The organism is Vibrio sp. 661 (genome assembly GCF_033339315.1).
Classification (GTDB): Bacteria; Pseudomonadota; Gammaproteobacteria; order Enterobacterales; family Vibrionaceae; genus Vibrio; species Vibrio alginolyticus.
The window spans coordinates 166,993-180,080 of sequence record NZ_JAWOUJ010000005.1; the positions used below are offsets into that span (position 1 = coordinate 166,993).

At 44.2% G+C, this 13,088-nt stretch carries 12 protein-coding genes, 1 tRNA gene and 1 riboswitch; of the genes, 5 read left to right on the forward strand and 8 right to left on the reverse strand.

Annotated features, from left to right (window positions below; all coding sequences use genetic code 11):
- Positions 1-82: 82 nt before the first annotated feature.
- The 5 genes from moaE to moaA all read right to left on the reverse strand — a co-directional run bounded on the left by moaE (position 83) and on the right by moaA (position 2,903).
- Entirely contained in the window at positions 83-538 is a 456-nt protein-coding gene (gene moaE / locus R7P69_RS12410) for a molybdopterin synthase catalytic subunit MoaE (RefSeq protein ID WP_005380781.1), read from the reverse strand.
- Position 539: 1 nt separating this feature from the next.
- Positions 540-797 (reverse strand): molybdopterin synthase sulfur carrier subunit, encoded by a 258-nt coding sequence (moaD, locus tag R7P69_RS12415; protein ID WP_005388938.1) that lies wholly within the window; start codon positions 795-797, stop codon positions 540-542.
- Positions 794-1,273 carry a cyclic pyranopterin monophosphate synthase MoaC gene (gene moaC, locus R7P69_RS12420; protein WP_238952045.1) on the reverse strand — a complete coding sequence of 160 codons (480 nt, stop codon included), beginning with the start codon at positions 1,271-1,273 and terminating at the stop codon, positions 794-796. The genes moaD and moaC overlap by 4 nt, the downstream gene beginning before the upstream one ends.
- A gap of 26 nt (positions 1,274-1,299) precedes the next feature.
- Entirely contained in the window at positions 1,300-1,812 is a 513-nt protein-coding gene (gene moaB, locus R7P69_RS12425; protein ID WP_005388935.1) for a molybdenum cofactor biosynthesis protein B, read from the reverse strand.
- A 101-nt stretch (positions 1,813-1,913) separates the two neighbouring features.
- Positions 1,914-2,903, reverse strand: coding sequence for a GTP 3',8-cyclase MoaA (moaA, locus tag R7P69_RS12430; RefSeq protein ID WP_017636052.1), 990 nt, complete (start codon positions 2,901-2,903; stop codon positions 1,914-1,916).
- Positions 2,892-3,026, reverse strand: a riboswitch (molybdenum cofactor riboswitch). (Overlaps the previous gene by 12 nt.)
- Positions 3,027-3,201: 175 nt before the next feature.
- On the opposite strand from moaA, the gene R7P69_RS12435 reads away from it, so the two are divergent.
- Complete coding sequence (locus tag R7P69_RS12435; protein WP_005388931.1) at positions 3,202-4,098, forward strand: YvcK family protein; 897 nt, start codon at positions 3,202-3,204, stop codon at positions 4,096-4,098.
- Between the two features lie 153 nt (positions 4,099-4,251).
- On the opposite strand, the gene luxU is transcribed toward R7P69_RS12435, so the two are convergent.
- The 3 genes from luxU to uvrB form a co-directional block, all read right to left on the reverse strand.
- Positions 4,252-4,596 carry a quorum-sensing phosphorelay protein LuxU gene (gene luxU, locus R7P69_RS12440; protein ID WP_017636054.1) on the reverse strand — a complete coding sequence of 115 codons (345 nt, stop codon included), beginning with the start codon at positions 4,594-4,596 and terminating at the stop codon, positions 4,252-4,254.
- Positions 4,593-5,999 carry a quorum-sensing sigma-54 dependent transcriptional regulator LuxO gene (gene luxO / locus R7P69_RS12445; RefSeq protein WP_017636055.1) on the reverse strand — a complete coding sequence of 469 codons (1,407 nt, stop codon included), beginning with the start codon at positions 5,997-5,999 and terminating at the stop codon, positions 4,593-4,595. Before luxO ends, luxU begins: the two co-directional genes overlap by 4 nt.
- A gap of 291 nt (positions 6,000-6,290) precedes the next feature.
- The gene (uvrB, locus tag R7P69_RS12450) at positions 6,291-8,321 is read right to left on the reverse strand and encodes an excinuclease ABC subunit UvrB (RefSeq protein ID WP_017636056.1); all 2,031 of its coding nucleotides are present in this window, start codon (positions 8,319-8,321) and stop codon (positions 6,291-6,293) included.
- Positions 8,322-8,880: 559 nt separating this feature from the next.
- Between uvrB and R7P69_RS12455 the strand changes: the two genes are divergently transcribed.
- The 4 genes from R7P69_RS12455 to rsxB all read left to right on the forward strand — a co-directional run bounded on the left by R7P69_RS12455 (position 8,881) and on the right by rsxB (position 13,087).
- Positions 8,881-8,956 (forward strand) — tRNA-Asn (locus R7P69_RS12455).
- Between the two features lie 350 nt (positions 8,957-9,306).
- The gene (pflB, locus tag R7P69_RS12460) at positions 9,307-11,604 is read left to right on the forward strand and encodes a formate C-acetyltransferase (RefSeq protein ID WP_213899700.1); all 2,298 of its coding nucleotides are present in this window, start codon (positions 9,307-9,309) and stop codon (positions 11,602-11,604) included.
- 304 nt (positions 11,605-11,908) lie between these two features.
- Positions 11,909-12,487 carry an electron transport complex subunit RsxA gene (rsxA, locus tag R7P69_RS12465; protein WP_005380762.1) on the forward strand — a complete coding sequence of 193 codons (579 nt, stop codon included), beginning with the start codon at positions 11,909-11,911 and terminating at the stop codon, positions 12,485-12,487.
- Between the two features lie 3 nt (positions 12,488-12,490).
- Entirely contained in the window at positions 12,491-13,087 is a 597-nt protein-coding gene (gene rsxB, locus R7P69_RS12470) for an electron transport complex subunit RsxB (RefSeq protein ID WP_005380760.1), read from the forward strand.
- The last annotated feature ends 1 nt before the right edge of the window (position 13,088 follow it).

The following is a 13,088-nucleotide window of genomic DNA, read 5'->3' on the forward strand; positions in this document are numbered from 1 at the left end:
GTGAGCAATACAATGAAGATAAATACAAAAAAAGCTAAGTACCATTAGCACTTAGCTTTTTTCACTAGAATGCGGGTTAGTTCTATTTTTCCCAACGCTGTGCAGCTTGATGATCGGTGTCGCGCGACTCAATCCAACGATCTTCATTCGTCGTACGCTCTTTTTTCCAAAATGGTGCTTGGGTTTTCAGATAATCCATGATGAACTCGCACGCATCAAATGCCGCGCCGCGGTGCGCACTGGAAACGCCCACAAATACAATTTGATCACCGCTATCCATGTCTCCGACACGATGAATCACGCGTACACCTAATAGTGGCCAGCGAGACTCAGCTTGATCGCAAATGTCGCTCAAGCTCTTCTCTGTCATCCCCGGATAGTGCTCTAGATGTAAACCAATGACATTATCCCCAAGGTTCATATCTCGAACTTTACCAACGAATGTAACGACAGCGCCGGCAGCCGTCCCTTCAGATAGACGTTGATATTCTTGCTCAACCGAAAAGTCTTCAATTTGTACAGAAACACGAGAATCCATCTTAACCCCCAGTTACCGGCGGGAAAAACGCAACTTCGTCACCTGCTTTTACTTGTGTATCCAGAGGGACGATGGATTGGTTCACTGCAGCAAGTAGCTTTCCTGGCTCAAGCGCTAAATCCCACTTGCCATCTTTCTTAGTGCCTTCTTCCACTAGATGTGCACGAATTGATTCAACCGTTTCAAACGGCCCGTCTAACTCGACACTGTCGATGCCAATCAGCTCGCGAGTTTGAGCAAAGAAAAGTACTTTAATCATGATTCCACCTTAAAGTGACCAGATTTACCACCCGTTTTCTCTACTAGACGAACTTGACCAATGACAATGTCTTTTTGTACTGCTTTACACATATCGTAAATCGTTAGAGCAGCAACGGAAGCTGCCGTGAGCGCTTCCATTTCCACACCAGTTTTACCCGCAAGTTTACATACTGATTCGATGCGAACTTTGTTTTCTGTTTCGATAGCTTCCAGTTGAACTTCAACTTTAGAGAGTAGTAGCGGATGACAAAGTGGAATCAAATCCCAGGTTTTCTTCGCAGCTTGAATACCAGCAATACGAGCCGTCGCAAATACATCACCTTTATGGTGCTGGCCAGAGACAATCAGTTGAAGTGTTTCTGGGGCCATGTGAACAAATGCTTCAGCACGAGCTTCACGAACCGTCTCCGTTTTTGCTGACACGTCAACCATGTTTGCTTCGCCAGAAGCATTGATATGTGTAAATTGGGTCATTGTTTTTCCTTCGCTTTTAGGAAAGGTTATACAGATAGGTGTGGCATGAAGTTACAAGGGCGATGACTTGCATCCAACTGCTGTTTAATAATTTTTGTCCAGCCTGTGCGGCACGCACCAGTTGAACCTGGCATTGCGAAGATCACGGTGTGGTTAGCAAAACCAGCAATCGCACGAGACTGAATCGTAGACGTACCGATCTCTTCGTACGACACCATACGGAACAACTCACCAAAACCTTCAACTTCTTTATCAAATAGAGGCTTAAGTGCTTCTGGCGTGCTATCACGTGAGGTGAAACCTGTACCGCCAGTAATCATGATCGCTTGTACGCTTTCATCAGCAATCCATTGAGAAACAATCGCGCGGATCTTGTACATGTCATCAATAACAATTTGCTTGTCTACTACGTTGTGACCCGCTTCTTGAGCATGTTCAGCAAGGTAACGACCAGAGGTATCGTTTTCTTCAGTACGAGTGTCAGATACCGTTAGAACGGCAATATTTGCAGGTTGGAATTTGCTTTCAGCGTGACCCATTTGTTCACCTATTCTCTTAATTAGCTTTGATACGCTTGGTATCGATTCGGAAAAAGTTAGAGCCAGCTTATCAGTGAACTCGCTCTAAAAATTGAATGAAGTTAGCCGCCGATAGACGCGAGGTGTGGCGTCATACCAGTATTGCCATCATGCAAGAAATGGCTTACCGACTTGGTTTGTAACTGCGCCTGGATACGTTCAATAAGCTCACTCTCTTGCTCATCACGTTCCAAAAGATCACGCAATTCTACACCGTGGTCTCCAAACAGACATAGGTGCAGCTTACCCATCGCAGAAACGCGCAGTCGGTTGCAGCTTTCACAAAAGTCTTTTTCATAAGGCATGATAAGACCTATTTCACCCTTGTAATCAGGATGAACAAATACTTGCGCAGGACCATCATTATGCGAGCGCACTTTCAGCAACCAACCATTTGCAATTAGCTGGTTACGAATTGCCACTCCGGATACATGGTGCTTATTAAATAGCTCATCCATCTCACCCGTTTGCATCAACTCAATGAAACGCAGTTGGATTGGACGATCTTTTATCCAGTTAAGAAACGCTGGCAGCTCGTGATGGTTCAGATCTTTCATCAACACCACATTAACTTTTACTTGCTCATAACCGACCTCGAACGCACGTTCGATACCATTCATGACTTCAGTAAACTTATTTTCACCTGTGATTTGATGAAACATACGCGGGTCAAGGCTATCCACACTGACATTAATGTGGGTTAAACCCGCTTCACGCCAATCTGCGACTTGTTTTGCCATGCGATAGCCGTTGGTCGTCGTTGCAACTTTTTGAATGCCAGGCGTCGCCGCTACTGAATGGATAATGTCGGTAAAATCTTTGCGTAAGCTAGGCTCACCACCAGTGATGCGCACTTTTGATGTGCCACAATCAGCGAATGCTTTTACGACCCGTTTGATTTCAGGGAGAGATAAAAAAGACGAGTTTTTATTGCCCGAAGGCTTATAGCCATCAGGAAGGCAATAGGTACATTTGAAATTACATACGTCGGTCACAGACAGACGCAAGTAATAAAACTTACGATGAAATTTGTCTTCGAATTGTTGCGCCACGGAACACCTTTCCAAACACGGGAGGCATGGCCATTTCCAATCATGCCCTTGTGACAGTATGCCACTGGCTCAAAACGCCTATCCAAGGACTTAGCAATAGTGAGCTCGGAGTTATGGCAACCAGAGATATGAAATCTCTGATAGCTTTGCGGTGTAAAATACTTAATATTTGTAATGGAATCCAGACTTGAGTGATAAAAAACTCTCTAGAGACACAATTTACCGCTAAGTGAGTACCTTTAAGACACTCCTTAAGATAAATTGTAGCCGTTTTTTATTAGATTATTAGAAGAACATAATGAATATCTACACAGATAAAAAAGTGGTCGCTGTTGGCGGTGGTCATGGCTTAGGTCGAATGCTGGCCGCATTACGAGATTTTGGCAGCAATGCAACTGGGATTGTTGCCACGACTGACAATGGTGGTTCAACAGGAAGAATTCGTCACTGCCAAGGAGGAATCGCTTGGGGAGACACACGTAACTGTATTAATCAGCTCATTACAGAGCCTTCGATCAGTTCTATGATGTTTGAATATCGCTTCAAAGGCACTGGCGAACTTGATGGTCATAATCTTGGTAACTTGATGCTTACTGCACTCGATAACTTATCGGTCAGACCTTTAGATGCCATTAATCTGATTCGCAATATGTTAAAAGTCGACGTTAACATCCTTCCTATGTCCGAACACCCTTCGGATCTTTCCGCGTTATCCGTAGATGGGAAGTGGGTTACGGGAGAAACAAATGTCGACGAAATGAAAGCAGACTTGCGACGTTTGGATCTTTCACCAGAAGTGCCTGCTACCAAAGAAGCCATCACAGCTTTGGCGGAAGCTGACGCGATTATTCTTGGCCCTGGCAGTTTTTTAACTAGTATCATGCCTCCTTTATTGCTGCCTGAACTCGGCAAAGCGATTGCAGCAAACACAAAAGCAAAAGTCATTTTTGTTGCTAACCTGAGTCCAGAATACGGCCCAGCGGGACGAATGACGATGGCTCAAAAATTAGAATGGTGTGAACGTGCCTGTCAAGGAAGAAAAATAGACGTGGTTCTAGCAGAGAAAACCGAGCAAGACGTCTTAAGTCAATGGAATGTAGTGACGGAGTCACTCGCCTCCTCTAACCGAGACTGGCGTCACGATAGAAACAAGCTCAAACTAGCGATTGAAAATCAGCTACAACTTTCTATTTAAGAGCACGTTACCTGGCTAGCGCCCTCTTTTAAGGTGTTTATTGATAATGAAAACCCTTCTGTCATCGAAGGGTTTTAGTTCAGGCATCCAGTAAAAACAGATGTTTACTAAGAAAAAATGGTTAATAGAAAAAATGGTTAATAGAAAAAATAGCTACTGTCGCCAAGAGCGATAAGCATCTCGAGTTTCGTGCAAAAGATCGAACATAGCCTCTAACTCCTCAGACTCCGCAGTCAACTCACCGGCTTTCGCTTTTTTGTCTATGGACATAGCCAGTTCACAAAGGCGATCTGCCCCAAAGCTCGCAGCACTACTTTTCAACGCGTGGCTGATTTCTTTTGAGTAAGCTAATCGCTCTGCCCCCTGCAGTTGGGATAAGTTCTCGATATAGGTATCCATTTCTCCTAGGAAGATATCGAACAGTACAGGTACGTTGTCACTGCCAATTTCCATCGACAGTTCATCTATTTTTTGCTGATTTAATACATTTACACTCATACTTTTTGCCGCTCTTCCTTGCCGTTCCATGCCTGTAACTTGCGGTAAATCGTCGACGGACTGACATCAAGATATCCCGCCGCTCGAGGAATATTGCCATCACATGCTTCAATCGCTTGCTCGATTGCCATTTTTTCCGTCATCCATAATGGCATAATCTCAGATGCGGTCATCGCTTTCGGCTCAATTAATTTAGCCACAGACGACGGATGGTCAAGCGGTTGATTCAACGGTGGCGGTAACATGTCCAACGTAATCTCTTTACCGTTGTTTAGAACAACGATATTGCGTAGCACGTTTTGTAACTGACGAACGTTACCCGGCCACTCATAGCTGTTGAATCGCTCGATGACATCAGGCGCAAAACGTATGAAGCTTTTTCCTTCTTCGTGTGACATGTAACCTAACAGTGAGTATGCAATTTCAATAACATCTTCGCCTCGTTCGCGTAAAGGCGGTAAATGCAAAGGAATGACATACAAACGATAGTACAAATCTTCACGGAATCGACCTTCTTGTACCTCTTTCCAGGGATCACGGTTAGTGGCACAAACAAAGCGCACATCCACGCTCTTCATTTTTGAGGAACCCACTTTTTGGAATGTGCCCGTTTGAATAAATCGTAGCAACTTGGTTTGTAAATCCAAGTCCATCTCACAAAGCTCATCTAGAAAAAGTGTGCCGCCATCCGCTAACTCAGCTGCCCCTTGACGATCATTCGCAGCGCCAGTAAAGGCCCCTTTTACGTGACCAAACAGTTCACTCTCAATCAAATCTTTTGGAATTGCAGCACAGTTAATTGCAATAAAAGGTTTGTCACCACGTTTACTTGCTGCGTGAATAGCCTCGGCACATACCTCTTTACCAGTACCACTTTCACCTGTGATAAAAATACTCGCTTTACTGCTCGCCGCTGAATCTATCGTACGGTAAACCTGCTGCATGGTTTGGCTACTGCCGATAAACCCCTGATAGCTCTGATTGCCTGGATTATCGGCTTCATTTTTTAGCTTGGTCGCTTTACGAATTGCATTGTTAACCGTGACACGTAAACGGTCTGCTTCACACGGTTTAATTAGAAAGTCTTGTGAGCCATGACGCATGGCCTCGACAGCGGTATCGATAGAACCGTGAGCGGTCATAAAAATTATAGGTACGTCGGGATGACTCTTTTTAACGGCATGTAAAACGTCCATCCCCGTCATATCTGGCAGACGGAGATCGAGTAAAATAAGATCTGGAATTCGATGATTTAGGCTCTCAATGGCATCCCTACCTGTGCCGACAATATTGATATCTATGCCAAGCGGTGTCAGGTATGAGCGGTACAGAGCCGCAACAGATGCGGTGTCCTCGACCATTAAAAGGTAACGAGACTTTGGGCCTTCGGGTTTTTGTTGCATAACCTAGCTATTATTTTGTTGTGTTTTAAACAATAATCGCATTACGCTTTGCATTTTGCAAATAACATTAACTAAATTATGGGCAAAGGAAAAAATTCAAAAATAATATCAATTATTTAAAAAATGGCACAAACCATGCTGTAACGATAATGACCCCTCGGGTCACCTAGCCAACTGACGTTGTTAGTGAACGATATGTTCACAAAACAAGCCAATAGACCCGACTGCCTATTGGCTTCTTTTTTTTACAAGCGACCTAAAATGCTTGGATAGCTAAATCGGTAAGTTTGTTCAACTATTTGCGATGAACTGCGCTCGTAGTTTTTCAATCTCGTCACGCTTTTGTGCCGCTAACTCAAATTCTAAATCTTGCGCATGCTGATACATCGCCGCCTCCAGTCGACTGATTTCTTTTTCTAGCTGCTGAGGGGACAGTGCCTCGTAAGTTTGCGAAGGCTCCGCCACTTTCGATAATGGTACCTGTTTAGTGTTACGCTGGCGTTTAGACTTAGTGATATCGCCAAGTTCCATGATGTCTTTGATATTTCGTTTGAGCGCTTGTGGCGAAATACCCATTTCTTCGTTGTACGCTTCCTGCTTCTCGCGACGACGGTTAGTTTCATCCATCGCCTTTTTCATTGAGTTGGTGATTCGGTCAGCGTATAAAATCGCCTTACCTTCGATGTTTCGTGCAGCACGACCAATGGTCTGAATGAGTGAGCGTTCAGACCGCAAGAAGCCCTCTTTATCCGCATCCAAAATTGCAACTAACGAGACCTCTGGCATATCCAGGCCCTCTCTCAATAAGTTTATTCCCACCAGCACGTCAAATTCCCCAAGACGAAGGTCACGGATAATTTCCACACGCTCAACAGTATCAATGTCTGAGTGTAAATAACGTACCTTAACATCATGTTCGTGAAGGTATTCGGTGAGATCTTCAGCCATTCGTTTGGTCAGTGTTGTAACCAGAACTCGTTCATCTTTAGCTGCGCGAATACGGATCTCAGACAATAGGTCGTCGACTTGGGTCGCTACTGGGCGAACTTCCAACTCAGGGTCAAGCAAGCCTGTAGGACGAACGACTTGATCCGCTACATCACCCGCCGATTTTTCTAGTTCGTAATTTCCAGGAGTAGCAGAGACGAAAATCGTTTGTGGCGCTAGTGCTTCAAACTCCTCAAACTTCAGTGGACGATTATCCAAAGCTGAAGGTAACCGGAAACCAAACTCCACCAGCGTTTCTTTACGCGAACGGTCGCCTTTATACATGGCACCTATCTGCGGTACTGTCACGTGAGATTCATCGATGATCAACAAGCCATCATGAGGTAAGTAGTCAAACAGGGTTGGTGGCGGCTCACCTTCCGAGCGTCCACTGAGATAACGAGAATAGTTTTCGATACCGGAGCAAAAGCCCAACTCATTCATCATTTCGATATCGAATTGAGTGCGCTGGCTAATTCGCTGCTCTTCCAGTAGCTTGTTGTTATCTAGAAGCTGCTTTTTGCGCACTTCTAGTTCGACTTTAATATTTTCAATCGCTTCAAGAATGCGATCTCTTGGCGTGACATAGTGCGTCTTGGGATAGATGGTATAGCGCGGCAAGTCTCGTTGTTTCACCACGCCTGTCAATGGATCGAACACACTGATGCAATCCACCTCATCGTCAAACATCTCAACGCGCACAGCGTCTTGGTCTGATTCAGCAGGGAATATATCAATCACCTCGCCACGGACACGGAACTGCCCTCGCTCAAAAGCAACATCATTGCGCGAGTATTGGAGCTCCGCTAGGCGACGAAGCATATCACGCTGATCAATCACATCTCCACGTCGCAAATGAAGCATCATTTGTAAGTAGGATTCCGGATCACCCAAACCATAGATAGCTGAAACCGAAGCAACGATAATAGCGTCTTTCCGTTCCAATAAAGCTTTAGTGGCAGACAGTCGCATTTGCTCAATGTGGGCGTTAACCGAAGCGTCCTTTTCAATGAAAGTATCTGTTGTGGGAACGTATGCTTCAGGTTGGTAGTAATCGTAGTAAGAAACAAAATACTCAACCGCATTATTAGGAAAGAATGACTTCATCTCACCATATAACTGAGCAGCAAGCGTTTTGTTTGGCGCAAGTAATATTGCAGGTCGTTGGGCTTGAGCAATCACATTCGCTAGTGTGAAGGTTTTACCTGAGCCTGTGACCCCCAACAAGGTTTGATGTGCTAGCCCAGCATCGAGCCCCTCAAGCAACTGATTGATCGCTCCTGGTTGATCGCCCGACGGCTGATAATCGGAGACCAATTCATAGACTTTACTCATACCCTTCCTCAATTTTACTGCGCTTTGGCTGTATATATATACACCTTAGCTAATGAAATCTACGTCTATCGAGAATTTAACCATCATTGTTAATAAATTTTCTTGTTTGTCTAGAATGCTATAGCCATACAAAAGTGACTCTGATATAGTACTTCGCCCTAGTTGAAGAGCTACACACATTCTTTACATTATAGTTTCCACAACTTTTCCCCAAAAATTAGCTTAAAACTTTCTTATCCCCAAAAGATTGATTTTTATCCACTTTGAATACCTTTTGATTAACATCGATAAATCTCTGTTTTATTTGCTTATTTTACGCATAACTCCGACTAAAAATTCACCAAATAAAAACTTAGTTGCATATAAATTTTCTTTACCCAGATCTCATCAACACACTTATCCACAAATTTAGTGGATAACTAACCTCGAGCCTTTACTGGCAAGCCATACAGAAAAGTAAAGCCCTTAACTCAATATTTTTTGCTAAAAATGTATTTTTTTACTGTTGACAGTAGTTTGAGTGCTCGGTAAGATCCGTCCCGCTTTCAAGCAAAGCAATTCCTCCTTAGCTCAGTTGGTAGAGCGACGGACTGTTAATCCGCAGGTCGCTGGTTCGAGCCCAGCAGGAGGAGCCAGATTATAGAAAAGCCGTGTCGCAAGACACGGCTTTTTTGTATCTTAATCGCCATGAAATCTAAGCCAATCTAGGCGCCATAAAATCACACCGAAAAAAGTTCAAATTACAGAACTCATAACATTGTCATAGATAGTGTTCTCACAGCACCACACATTTAATTCTGTCTCTTTTCTAGCAAAACACAATCGTAAATAGTTGAATCTATTATTAATGCAATTTAATCATTAAAAAAATGAAAAGCATTCATTTTACTCATAATAAATAAATCCATACGATTAAAAGGGTTAAGAATGGTTCCGTCCTACTCGTCGCCTCCATTCTAATTATCAATAACTTAGGGATTTACTTATGACTATTCCGACAACTGACATGCTAGATGCATGGGCTGGATTTACTGCTGGTGAATGGCAAAACTCTGTCAACACTCGTGACTTCATCCAAAAAAACTATACACCCTATGAGGGAGACGAGACTTTCTTAGCTGAAGTTAGCGAATCCACTTCAGCATTATGGAACCAAGTGCTTGAAGGCATAAAACAAGAAAGCCGCACACACGCCCCTATTGATTTTGACACAGACTTGCCCTCAACAATCACTTCCCACGATGCAGGCTACATCAACAAAGATCTGGAAAAGATCGTTGGCTTACAAACTGATCAACCGCTAAAACGTGCAATCATCGCCAATGGCGGGATTCGCATGGTCAAAAACTCGTGCGAAGTTTATGGCCGCGAGCTGGATCCAACGGTTGAAAAAATCTTCACTGAATACCGTAAAACTCACAACAAAGCGTGTTTCGACCTTTACACCAAAGAAATCCTAGCGTGTCGTAAATCCGGCATCATCACGGGCCTTCCTGATGCCTATGGCCGTGGTCGTATCATTGGTGACTATCGTCGTCTCGCCCTATACGGTATCGACTTCTTAAAAGCAGACAAAAAAGAGCAATACAACTCAACACAAACGTTCTTAGAACAAGGCAACGATCTTGAGAAAACACTTCGTCTGCGCGAAGAAATAGCCGATCAAGTTCAAGCGCTTGAAGACATTCGTCAAATGGGTCTGAAATACGGCATTGATATGTCGCTACCTGCAAAAACTGCACAAGAAGCGATCCAATTTACCTACTTTGGCTACCTAGCGGCGGTTAAATCGCAAAACGGCGCAGCAATGTCACTGGGCCGTACTTCGACTTTCCTAGACGTCTATCTAGAACGCGATATAGCAAACGGTTTGATTGATGAATCACAAGCGCAAGAAATGATTGACCACTTCATCATGAAGCTACGGATGGTTCGCTTCCTACGCACACCAGAATACGATTCATTGTTCTCTGGCGACCCAATCTGGGCAACAGAAGCCATGGCAGGTATGGGTGTTGATGGCCGTACGCTAGTATCTAAAACGACATTCCGATACTTACATACGCTACATACTATGGGCCCTGCTCCTGAGCCAAACATGACGATTCTTTGGTCAGAGCAATTGCCTGAAGCGTTCAAACAATATGCTGCAAAAGTGTCGATTGATACCTCTTCGGTTCAATACGAAAACGACGATCTAATGCGTCCTGATTTCGACAATGACGACTACGCGATTGCCTGTTGTGTGAGCCCGCAGGTTGTTGGTCAGCACATGCAATTCTTTGGTGCACGTGCCAACCTTGCAAAAGCACTGCTTTACACCATCAATGGTGGTATCGATGAAAAATCGAAAGCGCAAGTGGGTCCGGTAGTGGACAAAGTTCAAGATGAAATTCTCGACTTTGACGCTTTGATGCCTCGTTTCGACAATATGTTGGAGTGGCTAGCAACGCAATACGTCACAGCGTTGAACATCATCCATTATTCGCATGACCGTTACAGCTACGAAGCATCACTGATGGCATTGATGGATCGCGACGTGCACCGCACGATGGCGTGTGGTATTGCAGGTCTGTCTGTTGTTGCAGACTCTTTAGCAGCAATTAAATACGCAACCGTGAAACCCGTTCGTGATGAAGATGGCATCGCCGTTGATTTTAAAATCGAAGGTGATTATCCAAAATTTGGTAACAACGATGCCCGTGTTGATGACATCGCTTGTGATCTAGTTGAGCGCTTCATGAAGAAAATTCAGAAGATGCACACCTACCGCGAAGCAGTGCCAACTCAATCGATTTTAACAATCACATCTAACGTGGTTTACGGTAAAAAAACGGGTAATACACCAGATGGCCGTCGCGCAGGTATGCCTTTTGGACCGGGTGCAAACCCAATGCACGGTCGTGATGAAAAAGGGGCGGTTGCGTCTCTGGCATCGGTTTCTAAATTACCGTTCGCTTACGCTAAAGATGGTATTTCTTACACTTTCTCAATTGTGCCTAACGCATTGGGTAAAGATGACTTGAGTCAGAAGAAGAACCTAGCTGCGCTAATGGATGGTTACTTCCATCACGAAGCAAGCAACGAGGGCATTGCGATTGAAGGTGGTCAACACCTTAACGTCAACGTTCTAGACCGAGAGATGTTATTGGATGCGGTTGAACATCCAGAGAAATACCCTCAGTTGACGATTCGAGTGTCTGGTTATGCGGTACGTTTTAACTCTCTAACGACAGAGCAACAGCAAGACGTCATCACTCGTACCTTCACGAGTAAGATATAAACACAGTCCATCAAGCACTCAGAAAGTTTAAATAATTAGCTTGTAAATATACATTGCCCGCCTCTCTTTTCTACCTGGGAGAGGCGGGCTTTTTTAAAATCACACATTAGATGAAAATTAATAGGTAGTATCCTCTCGCTAACAATACATTCAGCAAACGATTCAATTTCTTATTGATTCATCAAAATACATCAATTAGACGACTATTTTTCCATCGTGTATGTAAAACCACATCGTTCACTGGTTGTTATTGGTGTCACAAAACACGATAATATCAAGATCGGATTTTAAGAACGTAATAACTATGACCGAATATGTTTTGTTGTTGGTCGGCACTGTGCTGGTGAACAACTTTGTACTGGTGAAGTTTTTGGGCCTATGTCCTTTCATGGGCGTGTCCAAAAAACTGGAAACAGCAATAGGTATGGGCTTAGCGACAACTTTTGTGCTAACGCTCGCGTCAGTGTGTGCGTATTTAGTGGAAAGCTACATCCTTCGTCCACTGGGTATTGAGTACCTTCGAACCATGAGTTTTATTTTGGTGATAGCCGTTGTGGTGCAGTTCACCGAAATGGTTGTGCACAAAACCAGCCCGACGCTTTATCGCTTGCTTGGCATTTTCTTACCGCTGATCACAACAAACTGCGCAGTATTGGGCGTGGCACTTCTTAACATTAATGAAAACCATAACTTTATTGAATCGATCATCTACGGCTTCGGCGCCGCTGTTGGTTTCTCATTGGTGTTGATACTTTTTGCATCCATGCGAGAGCGCATAGCCGCCGCCGACGTTCCTGTACCTTTTAAAGGTGCATCAATAGCAATGATTACAGCAGGTTTAATGTCACTCGCCTTTATGGGCTTTACAGGTTTGGTGAAGTAAGCGATGAGTACGATTTTAATTGCGATTATCGCGTTAGCGGTTCTGGCTGCGATTTTCGGCGCGATACTTGGTTTTGCTTCTATTCGCTTTAAAGTTGAAGCGGACCCTATTGTGGATCAAATCGACGCCATTTTACCGCAAACTCAATGCGGTCAATGTGGCTACCCTGGTTGCCGCCCTTATGCTGAAGCAATTGCAAATGGCGACCACATCAACAAATGTCCACCTGGTGGTCAGGCAACAATCGAAAAGCTCGCCGACTTAATGGGTGTTGAGCCAGAAGAATCTGCGCACGATCTCGACAGCAAAATTCCAACCGTTGCGTTTATTCATGAAGACATGTGTATTGGCTGCACTAAGTGTATTCAGGCGTGTCCGGTGGATGCAATTGTAGGCGGAACAAAGGCGGTCCATACCGTAATCAAAGACGAATGTACGGGCTGTGACTTGTGTGTTGCCCCATGTCCGACTGATTGTATTGAAATGATTCCTGTGGCAACGACCACAGAAAGCTGGAAGTGGCAACTTCACTCCATTCCGGTACTTAACATTACGGATGCTGCCGACAATGCAGCGAACGTGAAAGATTCAATTAAGTAAG